This is a genomic window from Microbacterium sp. (assembly GCF_039812165.1).
Taxonomy (GTDB): domain Bacteria; phylum Actinomycetota; class Actinomycetes; order Actinomycetales; family Microbacteriaceae; genus Microbacterium.
In genome coordinates this window covers 1-14,338 of record NZ_JBDIAB010000057.1, presented here as the reverse complement: position 1 = coordinate 14,338, position 14,338 = coordinate 1, and the positions used below count along the sequence as shown (strand labels likewise).

The 14,338-nt window shown below is 71.9% G+C and carries 20 protein-coding genes; 12 read left to right on the top strand and 8 right to left on the bottom strand.

Going from position 1 to position 14,338, the window contains the following annotated elements:
- Positions 1-32: 32 nt before the first annotated feature.
- A complete protein-coding gene (locus WML84_RS06835) occupies positions 33-737 on the bottom strand; it encodes a DedA family protein (protein ID WP_347345395.1) in 705 nt (234 codons plus the stop codon).
- Between the two features lie 224 nt (positions 738-961).
- On the opposite strand from WML84_RS06835, the gene aspS reads away from it, so the two are divergent.
- Together aspS and WML84_RS06825 are read left to right on the top strand one after the other, a co-directional pair.
- Entirely contained in the window at positions 962-2,299 is a 1,338-nt protein-coding gene (aspS, locus tag WML84_RS06830; protein WP_347345394.1) for an aspartate--tRNA(Asn) ligase, read from the top strand.
- Positions 2,300-2,400: 101 nt separating this feature from the next.
- Positions 2,401-2,583: a YegP family protein gene (locus tag WML84_RS06825; RefSeq protein ID WP_347345393.1), complete on the top strand. Its 183-nt coding sequence runs from the start codon at positions 2,401-2,403 to the stop codon at positions 2,581-2,583.
- A gap of 7 nt (positions 2,584-2,590) precedes the next feature.
- On the opposite strand, the gene WML84_RS06820 is transcribed toward WML84_RS06825, so the two are convergent.
- From WML84_RS06820 to WML84_RS06800, 5 genes are all read right to left on the bottom strand, one after another.
- On the bottom strand, positions 2,591-2,893 hold the full coding sequence (locus WML84_RS06820) for a Dabb family protein (RefSeq protein WP_347345392.1): 303 nt from the start codon (positions 2,891-2,893) through the stop codon (positions 2,591-2,593).
- 70 nt (positions 2,894-2,963) lie between these two features.
- Complete coding sequence (locus WML84_RS06815) at positions 2,964-3,218, bottom strand: glutaredoxin family protein (protein WP_347345391.1); 255 nt, start codon at positions 3,216-3,218, stop codon at positions 2,964-2,966.
- A gap of 111 nt (positions 3,219-3,329) precedes the next feature.
- Positions 3,330-3,428 (bottom strand): AURKAIP1/COX24 domain-containing protein, encoded by a 99-nt coding sequence (locus WML84_RS06810; RefSeq protein ID WP_003792170.1) that lies wholly within the window; start codon positions 3,426-3,428, stop codon positions 3,330-3,332.
- Positions 3,429-3,508: 80 nt separating this feature from the next.
- Positions 3,509-3,700: a helix-turn-helix domain-containing protein gene (locus tag WML84_RS06805; protein ID WP_347345390.1), complete on the bottom strand. Its 192-nt coding sequence runs from the start codon at positions 3,698-3,700 to the stop codon at positions 3,509-3,511.
- A 78-nt stretch (positions 3,701-3,778) separates the two neighbouring features.
- The gene (locus WML84_RS06800) at positions 3,779-4,705 is read right to left on the bottom strand and encodes a TetR family transcriptional regulator (protein WP_347345389.1); all 927 of its coding nucleotides are present in this window, start codon (positions 4,703-4,705) and stop codon (positions 3,779-3,781) included.
- A gap of 115 nt (positions 4,706-4,820) precedes the next feature.
- Between WML84_RS06800 and WML84_RS06795 the strand changes: the two genes are divergently transcribed.
- Together WML84_RS06795 and WML84_RS06790 are read left to right on the top strand one after the other, a co-directional pair.
- Positions 4,821-5,714, top strand: a complete 894-nt coding sequence (locus WML84_RS06795; protein WP_347345388.1) for an ATP-binding cassette domain-containing protein — start codon at positions 4,821-4,823, stop codon at positions 5,712-5,714.
- Positions 5,711-6,517: an ABC transporter permease gene (locus WML84_RS06790; protein ID WP_347345387.1), complete on the top strand. Its 807-nt coding sequence runs from the start codon at positions 5,711-5,713 to the stop codon at positions 6,515-6,517. Before WML84_RS06795 ends, WML84_RS06790 begins: the two co-directional genes overlap by 4 nt.
- A 28-nt stretch (positions 6,518-6,545) precedes the next feature.
- Here the strand turns inward: WML84_RS06790 and WML84_RS06785 are convergent, their stop codons facing one another.
- Positions 6,546-6,980: a metalloregulator ArsR/SmtB family transcription factor gene (locus tag WML84_RS06785; protein ID WP_347345386.1), complete on the bottom strand. Its 435-nt coding sequence runs from the start codon at positions 6,978-6,980 to the stop codon at positions 6,546-6,548.
- Positions 6,981-7,046: 66 nt separating this feature from the next.
- Between WML84_RS06785 and WML84_RS06780 the strand changes: the two genes are divergently transcribed.
- Together WML84_RS06780 and WML84_RS06775 are read left to right on the top strand one after the other, a co-directional pair.
- Positions 7,047-8,489: a potassium transporter TrkG gene (locus WML84_RS06780; protein WP_347345385.1), complete on the top strand. Its 1,443-nt coding sequence runs from the start codon at positions 7,047-7,049 to the stop codon at positions 8,487-8,489.
- Complete coding sequence (locus tag WML84_RS06775) at positions 8,482-9,153, top strand: TrkA family potassium uptake protein (protein WP_347345384.1); 672 nt, start codon at positions 8,482-8,484, stop codon at positions 9,151-9,153. Before WML84_RS06780 ends, WML84_RS06775 begins: the two co-directional genes overlap by 8 nt.
- A 25-nt stretch (positions 9,154-9,178) precedes the next feature.
- Here WML84_RS06775 and proC read toward each other — a convergent pair whose 3' ends face one another.
- Positions 9,179-10,021: a pyrroline-5-carboxylate reductase gene (proC, locus tag WML84_RS06770; protein WP_347345383.1), complete on the bottom strand. Its 843-nt coding sequence runs from the start codon at positions 10,019-10,021 to the stop codon at positions 9,179-9,181.
- A gap of 125 nt (positions 10,022-10,146) precedes the next feature.
- On the opposite strand from proC, the gene WML84_RS06765 reads away from it, so the two are divergent.
- The 6 genes from WML84_RS06765 to WML84_RS06740 form a co-directional block, all read left to right on the top strand.
- On the top strand, positions 10,147-10,527 hold the full coding sequence (locus WML84_RS06765) for a metalloregulator ArsR/SmtB family transcription factor (RefSeq protein WP_347345382.1): 381 nt from the start codon (positions 10,147-10,149) through the stop codon (positions 10,525-10,527).
- 1 nt (position 10,528) lies between these two features.
- Positions 10,529-11,182, top strand: a complete 654-nt coding sequence (locus WML84_RS06760; protein ID WP_347345381.1) for an SRPBCC domain-containing protein — start codon at positions 10,529-10,531, stop codon at positions 11,180-11,182.
- A 269-nt stretch (positions 11,183-11,451) separates the two neighbouring features.
- Positions 11,452-12,564, top strand: coding sequence for an alpha/beta hydrolase (locus WML84_RS06755; protein ID WP_347345380.1), 1,113 nt, complete (start codon positions 11,452-11,454; stop codon positions 12,562-12,564).
- Positions 12,565-12,704: 140 nt separating this feature from the next.
- A complete protein-coding gene (gene upp / locus WML84_RS06750) occupies positions 12,705-13,337 on the top strand; it encodes a uracil phosphoribosyltransferase (protein WP_347345379.1) in 633 nt (210 codons plus the stop codon).
- 222 nt (positions 13,338-13,559) lie between these two features.
- Positions 13,560-13,883: a type VII secretion target gene (locus tag WML84_RS06745; RefSeq protein ID WP_347345378.1), complete on the top strand. Its 324-nt coding sequence runs from the start codon at positions 13,560-13,562 to the stop codon at positions 13,881-13,883.
- Positions 13,880-14,338 (top strand): putative T7SS-secreted protein (locus WML84_RS06740; RefSeq protein WP_347345377.1); only part of this gene is annotated, 459 nt, incomplete at its 3' end. The genes WML84_RS06745 and WML84_RS06740, both read left to right, overlap by 4 nt.

The window sequence follows — 14,338 nt, the reverse complement described above, 5'->3', positions numbered from 1 at the left end:
CCCCGACGCGAGCGGCTGACCGCCGCGGACGCTCAGTCCGTCGAGGGGACGATCCGCGAGTCGCGACGGCCCACCCGGCGGACGGCGTCGCGCTCGCGCGCCGCCGCCAGCACGGCCCGCACGCGCACGACGGCGAACCACGCGACCCCCACCGCGGCGCCCGCGATGACGACGTACTGGAGGACGTCGGCGTACCGCTCCACCAGGTGCCAGGACGCACCGAGGAAGTACCCGGCGAGCACGAACACCGAGTTCCACACGAGGCTGCCGGCGGCGGTGAGCACGAGGAAGCGCCGCAACGGCATGCGCGTCACGCCGGCGGGGATCGAGACGAGGCTCCGGAAGATGGGGATCATGCGACCGAAGAACACGGCCTTGCCGCCGTGCCGCTCGAACCACGCGACGGTGCGGTCGATGTCGTCGGGGCGCAGCAGCGGCGCCTTCGCCGCGATCGACCGCAGCCGGTCGAGGCCGAGCAGCGCACCGAGGCCGTAGAGGAGGAGCGCGCCGACGACCGAGCCGGCGGTGGTCCACGCGAGCGCCTCGACCACCGAGAACGAGCCGCGACCCGCCGCGAGGCCGGCCATCGGCAGGATGACCTCGCTCGGAAGCGGCGGGAAGAGGTTCTCCATCGCGATCGCGAGACCCGCGCCGGCCGGACCGATGACGTCCATGAGCGAGACCGCCCAGTCGGCGAGCGCGCTGAGCCACGAGCCGTCGGTCGCGAGATCGGTCATCGGGTGGTGCTCCTGGGTCTGCCGACGGGCGCTCGGTGATCGGATGCCGCGACCTGGCCGGACGCGACCCGTCCACGCTACGTCGCGGGGGTTGTGCAGCGCCTGGGTGCCGTCCGCCGCCTCGGGCTCGGGCCCTCCCGACTCCGGCGTCCCCGCCGTCCCGGCCCGCTGCCCTCGACCCGGCGCCCGGAGCGGCGGACGCGGCCCACGTAGGATGGTCCATCGTGAGTGAACGCGTTCTCGTCAAGCAGCTTCAGGTCCGCGAAGACGGCCCGGTGTCGGTCTCGGGCTGGGTGGAGACCGTCCGCGACCAGAAGAAGGTGCAGTTCGTCATCCTCCGCGACGAGACGGGCGCCGTGCAGCTGGTCAACCCGGCGACGCGCCCGAACCCCGACGTGGAGCAGGATGCCGGTGCCCTCGCGCTCACCGAGACGATCTCGGCCCTCACCACCGGCACCTTCCTGACGGTCACCGGGACCCTCAAGCACGACGAGCGGGTCAAGCTCGGCGGCGTCGAGATCAAGGTCGAGCGCCTCGACATCGCGGCATCCGCCCTGCCCGAGACCCCCATCGCGGCCGACAGCGCGCTGGACAAGCGCATGGACTGGCGCTTCCTCGACCTGCGCCAGCGCCGCAACAACCTCGTGTTCCGCGTGCAGACGACCCTCGAGCACGCGATGCGCACGTACTGGATCGAGCGCGACTTCATCGAGGTGCACTCCCCCAAGCTCATGGCGAGCCCGTCGGAGTCGAACGCCGAGCTGTTCTCGCTCGACTACTTCGAGGACAAGACCGCCTACCTCGCGCAGAGCCCGCAGTTCTTCAAGCAGATGGCGCAGGTCGCCGGCTTCGGCAGGATCTTCGAGATCGCCCCGGCCTTCCGCGCCGACCCCAGCTTCACGAGCCGCCACGCGACCGAGTTCACCTCGATCGACGCCGAGATCAGCTGGATCGACTCGCACGAGGACGTCGCCCGCATGCAGGAGGAGCTCCTGCAGGCCGCGTTCCAGGCGGTCAAAGACAAGCACGGCGCCGAGATCGAGGAGCTGTTCGGCGTCGAGGTCGTCGTGCCGTCGCTGCCGTTCCCGCGCATCCCGCTCGCCGAGGCGCGCGAGATCGTCGCGGCCCGCGGCTACGAGATCCCGCGCACCGACGGCGACCTCGACCCGGAGGGCGAGCGGCAGATCTCGGCCCACGTGCAGGAGACCTACGGGCACCAGTTCGTGTTCATCACCGACTATCCGCCGTCGATCAGGGCTTTCTACCACATGCGCGACGAGCGGAGCGGGCTCACCAAGAGCTACGACCTACTGTTCCAGGGCGTCGAGATCACCACCGGCGCGCAGCGCGAGCACCGCGTCGACGTGCTCGTCGAGCAGGCGACGGAGAAGGGCCTCGACCCCGAGCACCTCGACTTCTACCTCGACTTCTTCCGCTACGGCGCCCCGCCGCACGGCGGCTTCGGGATGGGTCTGGCGCGGCTGCTCATGCTGCTGCTCGGCCAGGAGTCGATCCGCGAGGTGACGTTCCTGTTCCGCGGCCCGACGCGCCTCGCGCCCTGACCTCGGGGCGGATCGCGTCGACCGCTCTCGACGGCGCAGAAGGATGCCGCTAACGTGACCCCCAGCCGGCGAGGGCGCCGGCACGGACGAAGGGGGCCATCATGGCGGGCAAGTTCGAGCTGTGGATCGACAAGGGCGGCGACTGGCGCTTCAACCTGAAGGCATCCAACGGTCAGGTGATCGCGACCAGCCAGGGCTACTCGTCGAAGGCGAGCGCCGTGAACGGCATCGAGTCGGTCAAGACCAACGCGCCGGGCGCCGAGATCGTCGAGATCGAGAAGTAGCGGAGCGCTACACCTCGAAGTCGACGGCCATCCGGCCGGAGACCACGCTGCGGATGTAGCCGGCGAGCTCCTGGTGCGCGGGATGCACCTGGTAGTCCTCGAGCCCCTGCAGGTCGTCGAAGTCGGCGACCAGCGCGACGTCGCTGTTGCCGTCGGGATAGGCGACGTTCGGTCCGGCGCTGAGCGCGCGGATCGACGGGACGACGCCGACGAGGGCGTGCAGCCGCCGGGCGACCTCGGCGGCCTGTTCCGCGCGCGTCTGCGCGTCGTCGGCGGCCAGCTTCCAGGCCACGACATGCCTGATCGTCATCGACTCTCCTCCTCATGGCGGGCCGCGCCCGCGTTCACGGCGGAGTCCGCGTCCCGGACCCGCGCACCGGTCATTCCGGCTCGTCCCGCAGCGCCGCGCGCAACCGGTCGGGCGACACGCGCCAGTGCGCGTGCAGTCGTCCGTCGAGCAGGACGACCGGGATCTTCTCCCACCACTGCGCGTAGAGCTCGGCGTCGTCCAGGATGGACAGCTCCTCGACCTCGACGGCGCCGTCGGGCAGGTCCGACACGACGACGTCGACGACCTCGCGCGCGACCTCGCACAGGTGGCAGTCGGGCTTCGAGATGAGCGTCAGCGTCGTCACCCCACCATCCTTCCATCCGCGGAGCGTCCGTCCGTCCCGGACGGCGGGAACACGAAGCGCCCCGTCGACAGGCTCAGGGCCGGTCGGGGGCGCTCGGTGCGATGCCGCTGCTTACTTCTTGTTGCGGCGCTGGTGGCGAGTCTTGCGAAGCAGCTTGCGGTGCTTCTTCTTCGCCATGCGCTTGCGGCGCTTCTTGATGACAGAACCCACGGAAAACCTCACAACGTCAGGGGTCTGAACGCGATGTCGCGCGTTCGGGGACGGGCAGGATGAAAATGCCTCGGCACAGTCTAGCCGACGTCGGCCGCCGGTCGTTGCAGGGCCGCGGTCACGGCCGACTCCGGGACGCGATAGCTGCGGCCGAACCGCACCGCGGGCAGCTCGCCCGAGTGGATGAGCCGGTACACGGTCATCTTCGACACGCGCATGAGGTCCGCGACCTCCGCGACGGTCAGGAAGCGCACATCGGCGAGCTCGGCCATTTACCCCTCGTTTCCCCAGATGACAGCAACTCTATGGGGATGCGGTGACGTGTGTAAACCACTGCGACGGCTGTGATGTCATGTGGATGCCGGGCGCCGGGCGACGCGCTCATGCGCCTCGCGCGCGGCCTGGCGCTCCTGACGGCGCGCGTCGCGCAGCGCCTTCTCGGCCTCGCGCACCCGCTTGCGCGCCTCACGGACCCGCTTGTCGTCGACGATCGCGGCGTCGTCGCTCCACTCCCACGGACGCGGCACGTCGTGGCGCCCCTCCGCGGCGGCCGCGAGATAGGCGGCGACGCCGTCGAGGCTGCGGTCGAGGCCGAACGAGAACGGGTCGGACTCGTCGAGGAACACGCCCGCCTCGATCGCGGCACGCAGGTCGGGGTACGCGTCGGCGGTGATGAGCTGCCGGAACAGGGCGTCTTCGCGCTGGGCGATCTCGTCGCCGCGCAGCCGGCCCTCCCGCTCGGCGCGCGCGTACCCGGCGAGCACGATGCCGGCCCAGCGGGCGCATCCCGTGACCAGGAGCACGATCGAGAGCCGCTCGTTGAAGTCGAGGGGCGTGTCGGCGAGGGCGTGGAGCCCGGCATCCATCCACGCCGCGCTGTGGGGCGTGGCCGGCGACCCGCTGATCGGGACGTCGAGCACCCACGGATGGCGCATGTAGCGCTGCACCTGCTCGCGGTACAGCGACTCGAGCCGCCGACGCCAGTCGCCGTCGCGCGTCGCCTCCGACGGCAGACCCGTCGCCTCCTCCTGCATGAGCAGCACGAGGTCGTCCTTGGCCGTGACGTACCGGTAGAGCGACATCGGCGTGTACCCGAGCCGCGACGCGACGGCGGCCATCGACACCGCGGCGAGCCCCTCGGCGTCGGCGAGCTCGACGGCGGCGTCGACGATGCGCTCGACGCTCATCTCGCGCTTGGGCCCGCGCTGAGGATCGGCCGCGATCCCCCATGCGAGCGCGATGCCGCGCGGCAGGTCGGGATCGGTCGTCTCGCTCACACGCGACAGTCTAGGACTGTTTACGTTCTAAACAGTGTGTTACTGTCATAAACAGTTTCTCCCGTACACAGATCACCGGGCGGCCCGTACGACCCGGAGAGAAGGAGTCGAAGCCATGGCGAACGCCATCACCGTGCGCGGCCTCGGCAAGGCGTTCGGCGCCGTGCCCGTGCTCCGCGGACTCGACCTCGACGTCGCCCCGGGCGAGATCTTCGCCCTGCTCGGCCCCAACGGCGCCGGCAAGACCACGACGATCTCGATCCTCACGACGCTGCTGCGGCCCGACGAAGGCATCGCGACGGTCGCCGGCTTCGACGTCGCCCGCGAGCCCGGCGAGGTCAAGCGCCGCATCGCCCTCACCGGGCAGTCGGCGGCCGTCGACGACGTGCTCACGGGCGTCGAGAACCTCGTGATGCTGTGCCGGCTCTCGGGCCTCGGCCGCCGCACGGCTTCGGCCCGCGCCCGGGAGCTGCTCGAGCGCTTCGACCTCGCGGATGCCGGATCGCGACGCGTCGGCACCTACTCCGGCGGCATGCGCCGGCGCCTCGACCTCGCGCTGAGCTTCGTCGTGGCCCCGCAGGTGCTCTTCCTCGACGAGCCGACCACGGGTCTCGACACGCGCAGCCGGCGCGAGCTGTGGGACGTCATCCGTTCGCTCGCGGCGTCGGGCACGACGGTGTTCCTCACGACGCAGTACCTGGAGGAGGCCGACCTCCTCGCCGACCGCATCGCGGTGCTCGACGACGGCCGCATCGTGGCGGTCGGCACGGCCGCGGAGCTCAAGGCGCACGTCGGCGTCGACACCCTCGAGCTGCACGACGACCACGGCGAGCTGCTGCGCGCCGTGCCGACCGACGGCACGGTCGGCGGCGTCCGCCGCGCGCTCGACGGCCTCGACGCCGCCGGGGCCGACGGCATCGTGAGCCTGCGCCGGCCGACCCTCGACGACGTGTTCCTCGCCCTCACCGACCGCGACGCGCGGTCGGTCGCCCGGAAGGAGATCGCATGACCGCTCTCACGATGCCCGCTTCGACCCCCGGCATCCGTCCCCGCATCTCGGGACTCACGGCCGAGTCGGTCTTCGTCGGCCGGAGCCTGCGCCACTCGCTCCGCGACGGCGAGTCGCTCCTCATGGCGATCATGCTGCCGGTCATGCTCATGCTGCTGTTCACGTTCGTGTTCGGCGGCGCGATCGACCCCGGCGGCGGCTACGTCGACTACGTCGTGCCCGGCATCGTGCTGCTGTGCGCGGGCTTCGGCGCCTCGTCGACGGCGGTCTATGTCGCCAACGACATGCGGACCGGCGTCATCGCCCGCTTCCGCACCATGCCGCTGCGCGCGGGCGCGGTCCTCACCGGGCACGTCGTGGCGAGCCTGCTGCGCAACCTCCTCGCGACGGGAGTCGTCGTGGGCGTCGCCGTGCTCGTCGGCTTCCGTCCGACGGCCGACGCATGGGGGTGGCTCGGGGCGCTCGCCGTCATCGCGCTGTACATCCTCGCCATCACGTACCTGTTCGCGGCGATCGGGCTGGCGGCCTCGAGCCCCGAGGGCGCCAACGCCTACGGGTTCGTCATCCTGTTCGTGCCGTACCTGTCCAGCGCCTTCGTGCCGGTCGACACCCTGCCGACGTGGCTGCAATGGGTCGCCGAGAACCAGCCGGTGACGCCGATCATCGAGACGATCCGCGGCCTCCTCATGGGGACTCCCCTGGGCTCCGCGCCGTGGTGGGCGCTCGCGTGGTGCGTCGCGATCCTCGGCGTGGCGATCGCGTGGGGCGCGTGGCTGTTCCGCCGTCGCGCCGGCACGCGCTGAGCCGTGCTCGTCGCGGCGCCTCGGGCGGTCAGCGCCCGGGGCGGTCGCGCAGCCGGTCGAAGGGCTTGAACGCGTTCTCGATGGCGTGCTTGGCGGATGCCGCGGCGCGGCCCACGAGGTCGGCGGCGTGCGCCGCGGAGTCGGGCAGCGACGGGGCCACGTCGGGCGTGGCCTCCTCTTCGACTTCGTCGTCGATCAGGAACGGCACGAGCCAGTCGTCGACGGCGTCGAGCGGCGCCGGCAGCAGGCTGTAGTAGCGGTGCTGGCCCTCTTCGCGCACCGAGACCAGGCCGGCCTCGCGCAGGACCTTCAAGTGCTTCGACACCGTCGGCTGGCTCGCGCCCAGCTCCGCGACGATCTGCGAGACGCTCGTGCCGCGGTCTCCGAGGGTGTCGCGGGCGAGCAGGAACTGCAGGATGTCCCGACGGGTACCGTCGGCGATCACGTCGAAGATGTCCGCCATGAGCATAGGTTAGCGCCGCCGCGACCCGGAGTACCATGACAACCGTTCTTCGGAGAAGGGGGCGGCATGACCGACGATCCCGTCGGTGCTCTCGTCCGGCGCATCCTCGTCGATCCGATCGGACGGCTCCGTCACCGTCTGCGCACGGTCACGACGGCGTCGCCGGCGCGCTTCGCGGTGCTGATCTTCGTCTCGCTGATCCTCGTCTTCACCGCGCTGTTCAGCCTGCCCGCCGCGGCGGCCGACGGCACCGCGACGCCGCTCGTCGACGCGCTGTTCACCGCGGTCTCCACGATCTGCGTGACGGGCCTGTCGACCGTCGACATGGGCACGCACTGGTCGCCGCTCGGACATGTGCTCGTCTTCATCGGCGTGAACGTCGGCGCCCTGGGCGTCCTGACCCTCGCCTCGATCCTGGGTCTCGTGATCTCCAAGCGCCTCGGCCTGCGCGCCAAGCTCATCGCCGCCGGCGACTCCAACCCGCTCCGCGCCCACGGCGGCCCGGTGAACGAGGGGCAGACCGTGCGCCTCGGCGAGGTCGGGCAGCTGCTGGCGACGGTCGCGCTGTCGACGCTCGTCATCGAGGCGGGCCTGGCCGTCCTCCTCTACCCGTCGCTCCTGATCGCGGGCATCGACCCGCTGACCGCGCTGTGGGAGGCCCCCTACTTCGCCGCGATGTCGTTCACGAACACCGGCTTCGCCCCCAACGCCGAGGGCCTCGCACCGTTCGCGCACGACTACGTCATGCTGACCGTCCTCATGACGGGCGTCTTCCTCGGCTCGATCGGCTTTCCGGTGATCTTCACGCTGTGGCGGCACCAGTGGCACGTGCGGCGCTGGTCGCTGCACGCCAAGCTCACGATCATCACGACGGTCGCGCTGTTCTTCGCCGGCGCGGTCGCGTTCCTCGTGCTGGAGTACGGCAATCCCGAGACGTTCGGCACGATGGATGCCTGGGACACGACCTTCCAGGCCTTCTTCCTCTCCGCGATGACGCGGTCGGGCGGGTTCTCGATCATCGACATCGGCGAGCTGAACGGCTCGTCGCTCATCGTCGGCTCGATGCTGATGTTCGTCGGCGGCGGATCGGCGTCGACGGCCGGCGGCATCAAGGTCACGACGCTCGCCGTCCTCGCCCTCGCGGTGTGGTCGGAGGCGAAGGGCCGCCCGTCGGTGCAGGCGTTCGGCCGCCGCATCCCGAGCGACGTGCAGCGCGTGGCGCTCTCGGTCGTGGCGTGGGGAGCGACGATCGTGGCGCTCTCGACGATCACGATCACCCACCTCACCCACCAGCCGGTGGAGTTCGTGCTGTTCGACGTCATCTCCGGCTTCGCGACGGTGGGCCTGTCGACCGGCGTCGCTGCCGACCTCCCCGACGCCGCCGCCTACGTGCTGGCGCTGACCATGTTCATGGGCCGCGTTGGTACAGTGACACTCGCCGCGGCCGTGGCCGCGGCGACCCGTTCGCAGCTCTACGCGCTGCCCGTGGAAAGGCCGATCGTTGGTTGAGCAGATCCGCAACGACGCCGCTGTCCTCGTCATCGGCCTGGGCCGCTTCGGCGCGGCCTGCTCGGGCGAGCTCGATCGCCTCGGCCGGGAGGTCCTCGCGATCGACGCGAACCTCGAGCTCGTGCAGAAGTGGTCGGAGCGGGTCACCCACGCCGTGCAGGCCGACGCCCGCAACATCGAGGCGCTGCAGCAGATCGGCGCCCAGGACTTCCAGGTCGCGGTCGTCGCGACCGGCTCGAGCATCGAGGCGTCCGTCCTCATCACGGCCAACCTCGTCGACCTGAAGGTGCCGCAGATCTGGGCGAAGGCGGTCTCGCAGTCGCACGGCAAGATCCTCGCCCGCGTCGGCGCGAACCACGTGATCTACCCGGAGCGCGAGGCCGGCGAGCGCGTCGCGCACCTCGTGAGCGGCCGCATGCTCGACTTCATCCGCTTCGACGACGACTTCGTGCTGGCGAAGATGTACCCCCCGAAGTTCATCCGCGGCGTCGGGCTGAACGAGTCCGGCGTGCGCACCAAGTACAACGTCACGGTCGTGGGCGTGAAGAGCCCCGGCAAGCCGTTCCGCTACGCGGAGGCCAACACGATCGTGACCAACCACGACCTGATCATCGTGTCGGGCACCAACAGCGACATCGAGCGGTTCGCGGCGCTCGAGCGCTGAGCCCGGCTCCGATCGCGCGCCGGGCTCAGGCCCCGGCGGCGAGCTCGCGCGCGCGGGCGAGGGCGGCGTCGGTCGCCTCGGCGAACAGCTCGTCGAGGTGCGCGCCCTGCAGCACGGCGACGGCGCGCTCGGTCGTGCCCTTCGGGCTCGTCACGCGGCGACGCAGCTCGGCGGGGTCCTCGCCCGACGCGGCGAGGAGCGCGGCGGCGCCGATGAAGGTCTGCTCGGCCATGAGCCGCGCCTCGGCCTCGTCGAAGCCCTTGCCGATCGCGGCCTTCGTGAGCTCCTCCACGAGGAGGAACACGTACGCGGGTCCGGAGCCCGAGATCGTCGAGAGGGGGTCGATCTTCTCCTCGGGAACCTCGATCACGACGCCGCAGGTCTCGAACAGCGCGCGCACGAGCGCGAGGTCGGCGTCGGTGACCGTGGCGCCGGCGGCGAGGCCCGTGACGGCCTTGCCGACGAGGGCCGGCGTGTTGGGCATGGCGCGCACCACCGGCACGCCGGAGCCGAGGATCGACTCGAACGTCGCGATCGTCACGCCCGCCGCGACGCTCACCACGATCGTGCCGGGCCGCAGGCGCGGCGCGATCTCGCGCAGCAGGTCGGGCACCATCACGGGCTTCACTCCGACCAGGACGATGCCGGCGTCGGCCGCGGCCTCGAGGTTCCCGTCCGGACGCGTGGCGAGCGCGATGCTCGTGACGCCGTCGAGCGATGCCAGCTCGGCGGCGCTCGCCTCGCTCCGGTTCGTGGCGGTGACGCCGTGCACGGCCAGGCCCGAACGGACCAGTCCGTGCAGGATCGCACCCCCCATCGAGCCTGCTCCGAGGATCGCGACGTGCGGCAGCGTGGGGGTGTCGACCATGCCGCCATCTTAAGGACTCGCGTGCGCCGGGTCGCCGGTCGACCGATCGAGGATCCGGGCGCCGTCCAGCCAGGAATGCTTACTGAAGTCTTGACTTATATAAGTGTTCACTGAAGGATGGGACCATGCACGCACTCGACGTCCTGGGCGACCCGGTGCGGCGACGCCTGCTCGAGCTGCTCGCCGACGGCGAGCTCCGTGCCGGCGAGCTGGGCGAGGTCGTCCAGCACGAGTTCGGCATCTCGCAGCCGGCGGTGTCGCAGCACCTCCGCGTGCTCCGCGAGGCCGGCTTCACGACGGTCCGCGCCGACGGCACCCGTCGGCTGTACGCCATCGAGCCCGCCGCGCTGGCGGAGGCGGACGCCTGGTTCGGCCCCTTCCGGCGGTTCTGGCAGCCGCGGCTCGACGCCCTCGGCACCGAGCTCGCGCGCGGCCGGCGCGAACGGCGGCTGGCCGCGGCATCCGAGAACCCGATCGACGACACGACAGCACCGAAGGAGAACTGACATGGTCGACGTCAACGCACAGGTGGCCGCGGTGACGCGCGGCGTCCGCACGGTGGAGCGCGAGGGCGAGCCCGCGCACGTGCAGACGCTGTCGCAGGAGTACGCGAGCCCCATCGACGACGTGTGGGATGCCGTGACCAGCGCCGAGCGCATCCCGCGCTGGTTCCTGCCGATCACCGGCGACCTGCGGCTCGGCGGGCGCTATCAGCTGCAGGGCAACGCCGGCGGCGAGGTGCTCGACTGCGCGCCGCCCGAGGGCGGAGCGGCCGGGTACCGCGTGACGTGGGAGTACATGGGCGGCGTGAGCTGGCTCGCCGTGCGCCTGGAGTCCGTCGGCGATGACCGCACGCGCCTGGAGCTGGAGCACACGGCGCGCGCCGCCGACGTCCCGCCCGGGTTCTGGGAGCAGTTCGGTCCCGGCGCGACCGGCGTCGGCTGGGACGGCGGCCTCCTCGGCCTCGCACTGCACCTGGCCGGCGGTCCCGGCATCGCACCGGACGAGGCCGAGGCCTGGGCCGCCACCGACGAGGGACTCGCCTTCTACCGGGGAGCTGCCGACGCGTGGGGTCGCGCGCACGCCGCGAGCGGGGCCGACGCCGAGGCCGCGGCGCGCGCCGCCGACGCGACGTACGCGTTCTACACCGGGCAGGGCTGAGCGCCCGCGGCGCCGGAACGCGCGCGGTTCTCCCGGCATCCGCTCCCGACTCACTGCCCGCCCCGCCGGTCACTGTGCTGCACCGCAGTGACCCGGCGGCGGGGCAGTGGGTCGCGGGGGCACGCAGACGTCCGTGCACCGTCCGGCGCGACGGGATGCCGGAGACGCCGGCGCTTCGCGTCGTCCCGGCCATGCCCGCGCGGGCGGGGATATAGTCGAAGCGGCATGGCCCACCGCGCCTCGCCGCGACTGCGAAGGACGATATTCCGATGACCCTCTTCGACGGCATCACCGCCCGCCTCGTCGAGACCCCCCGACTGACCGTCAACATCCTCGAGCGCGTCGGCGACGACCCCGCGACGCCCGCGGAGCGCACGGTCGTGCTGATCCACGGCAACGTGTCGTCCAGCCTCTTCTGGCAGGAGATCATGCAGGATCTGCCGGGCGACCTGCGGGTGGTCGCGATCGACCTGCGCGGCTTCGGCGGCACCGAGAGCGCCCCCGTCGACGCGACGCGCGGCGTGCGCGACTTCAGCGACGACGTCCACGCGACGCTCGAGGCGCTCGGGCTCGCCGCCGTCCACCTCGTCGGCTGGTCGATGGGCGCCGGCGTCGTCATGCAGTACGCGCTCGACCACCCGGCGCTCTCCCTCACCCTGCAGTCGCCGGTCTCGCCGTACGGCTTCGGCGGCACGCGCCGCGACGGCTCCCGGGTCACCGACGACGACGCCGGCTGCGGCGGCGGCGCCGCCAACGCCGACTTCGTGCAGCGCGTCGCCGCGGGCGACACCGGCGACGAGGCGCCGACCTCGCCGCGCAACGTCTTCCGCTCCGGCTACGTCAACGCCGACTACGACTCCGACAGCGAGGACGTGTGGGTCGAGTCGATGCTGTCGACCTCGACCCGGCCGGGCAACTACCCCGGCGACGGCGTGCCGAGCCCGCACTGGCCGGGCATCGCGGCGGGCACCACGGGCGTGCTCAACACGCTGGCCCCGCGCTACTTCGACGTCTCGGGCATCGTCGACCTCGAGACGAAGCCCCCGATCCTGTGGATCCACGGCACCGCGGACGCCATCGTGTCGGACACCTCGTTCTACGACCTCAACTACCTCGGACAGCTCGGCATCGTGCCGGGCTGGCCCGGCGCCGACGCCGCACCGGCCCAGGAGATGGTGTCGCAGACGCGCGACGTGCTCGAGGCCTACCAGGCCGCGGGCGGCGAGGTGACCGAGGTCGAGTTGGAGGGCGTCGGCCACACGCCGCACCTCGAGCGGCCCGGCCGGTTCCGCAAGGCGCTCCTCGAGACGATCGGCTACATCGGTCGCGCCGCCGACCCGGCGCTGCCGACCGAGGCGATCATCATCAGCTCCTACGACTGAGCCGAGGCCTCTCGCGCCGCGGTCGGTCCGGACTCCTGCAGACCGCGAGACTCCAGCGATGCGTCGAGACTGCACGCTGGGCACGCAGTCTCGACGCACGGTGGGAGTCTCGCGGATCATCGGGGGGCTAGCCTGTGCGTATGCGCGTGCACATCGCCGACCACCCTCTCGTCACCCACAAGCTCACGGCGCTCCGCGATCGCCGCACCCCCTCCCCCGTCTTCCGCCAGCTCACCGAGGAGCTCGTGACGCTGCTCGCCTACGAGGCGACGCGGTCGGTGCGCGTCGAAGAGGTGCAGATCGAGACGCCGGTGACCACGACGATCGGCGTGCGCATCGGCGAGCCGCGGCCCCTCGTCGTGCCGATCCTGCGCGCCGGGCTCGGCATGCTCGACGGCATGGTGAAGCTCCTCCCCACCGCCGAGGTCGGCTTCCTGGGCATGGCGCGCGACGAGGAGACCCTCGAGCCGACCACGTACGCCGAGCGTCTCCCGCACGACCTGAGCGACCGGCAGTGCTTCGTGCTCGATCCCATGCTCGCCACCGGCGGCTCGCTCGGCGCGGCGATCGAGTTCCTGTTCGCACGCGGCGCGCAGGACGTCACCGCGATCTGCATCCTGGCCGCCCCCGAGGGCCTCGGTGCGATCGAGCGGCAGGTCGGCGACCGCGACGTCACGCTCGTGCTCGGCGCCCTCGACCAGCGGCTCGACGAGCGCGGGTACATCGTGCCCGGCCTCGGCGACGCGGGCGACCGCCTCTACGGCACGGTCTGACCCCGGGCGCCACGACGCCCGGTCCGGCGTCGGCTCCCGTCCGACCTCGGCACCGTCCGGCCTCGGCGCCCCGGCATCCCGCATGCAGCGGCGCCGCGGCACCTCCCGGACGGCCCGCGGTCACGCGGATCCGGGCATCGCCGGCGCTGCGGCGCACATGGAGAGTTCTCCCCATGGGAGACCCGGGACACCCCGCCTAGGATCGTCGCGGGAGGTAGGAGCGTGGCAGATCTGAGGCTCGACACCGAGAGGGTGCGATCGGTGGCGACGGGCTTGACGCGCATCGCGCACGAGTTCGAGACCGCGAACGTCCACAGCGACGGGATCGCGGATGCCGTCGGCCACGACGGGCTCGCCGCAGCGGTCCGCTCGTTCGCCCACTCGTGGGACGACACGCGCGAGGACATGATCGAGTCGATCCGCGGACTCGGCGAGGCCACCGCGGCCATCGCCGACATCTTCGAGCAGGCCGACGGCGAGCTCGCCGCCGCGTTCGACGAGCAGCCGGCATCCGCCCCCGCCCCGCGCACGGCGGTGCCCCTGTGAGGCCGTCGGACTGGTCGGCGGCGGGCTTCGGCCACGACCCGGTCCCGGGCGACCCCGACCAGGTGCGCCGCGGCGGACAGAGCTACCTCGAGATCGCGGGAACGATCCGGCGCACGGCGACGGGACTCCGCACGCTCGAGCTCGACGGCACCGTGTCGGAGGCGATCGACGCGCTCGCCACGACCGCGAGCACCGTCGCCGACGACATCTCGCGCGCCGAGGCGCGCTACCGGGCCACCGGCAACGCCCTGGTCTCGTACGCGACCCAGCTCGCCGTGGCGCAGGACGACTCCCTCACCGCGCTCCGGCGCGCGCAGGCGGCGCAGGGCGCCGCCGAGGACGCGCAGAACGACCGGCGGCGCTACCTGCGTCTGGCGGACTCGGCCGCCGACCCCACCGAGACGCTGCGCCTCGAGCGCCTCGCCGACGCGGCGGGCGCCGACGGCCGGCACGCC

Coding starts and splice junctions, on each gene's coding strand:
- WML84_RS06785 (WP_347345386.1), bottom strand. CDS start 6,980: ATGGCGGACATCTTCGACGTGATCGCCGACGGTACCCGTCGGGACATC.
- WML84_RS06820 (WP_347345392.1), bottom strand. CDS start 2,893: ATGACGATCAGGCATGTCGTGGCCTGGAAGCTGGCCGCCGACGACGCG.
- WML84_RS06790 (WP_347345387.1), top strand. CDS start 5,711: ATGACCGCTCTCACGATGCCCGCTTCGACCCCCGGCATCCGTCCCCGC.
- WML84_RS06765 (WP_347345382.1), top strand. CDS start 10,147: ATGCACGCACTCGACGTCCTGGGCGACCCGGTGCGGCGACGCCTGCTC.
- proC (WP_347345383.1), bottom strand. CDS start 10,021: ATGGTCGACACCCCCACGCTGCCGCACGTCGCGATCCTCGGAGCAGGC.
- WML84_RS06780 (WP_347345385.1), top strand. CDS start 7,047: ATGACCGACGATCCCGTCGGTGCTCTCGTCCGGCGCATCCTCGTCGAT.
- WML84_RS06755 (WP_347345380.1), top strand. CDS start 11,452: ATGACCCTCTTCGACGGCATCACCGCCCGCCTCGTCGAGACCCCCCGA.
- upp (WP_347345379.1), top strand. CDS start 12,705: ATGCGCGTGCACATCGCCGACCACCCTCTCGTCACCCACAAGCTCACG.
- WML84_RS06805 (WP_347345390.1), bottom strand. CDS start 3,700: ATGGCCGAGCTCGCCGATGTGCGCTTCCTGACCGTCGCGGAGGTCGCG.
- WML84_RS06835 (WP_347345395.1), bottom strand. CDS start 737: ATGACCGATCTCGCGACCGACGGCTCGTGGCTCAGCGCGCTCGCCGAC.
- WML84_RS06795 (WP_347345388.1), top strand. CDS start 4,821: ATGGCGAACGCCATCACCGTGCGCGGCCTCGGCAAGGCGTTCGGCGCC.
- WML84_RS06825 (WP_347345393.1), top strand. CDS start 2,401: ATGGCGGGCAAGTTCGAGCTGTGGATCGACAAGGGCGGCGACTGGCGC.
- WML84_RS06760 (WP_347345381.1), top strand. CDS start 10,529: ATGGTCGACGTCAACGCACAGGTGGCCGCGGTGACGCGCGGCGTCCGC.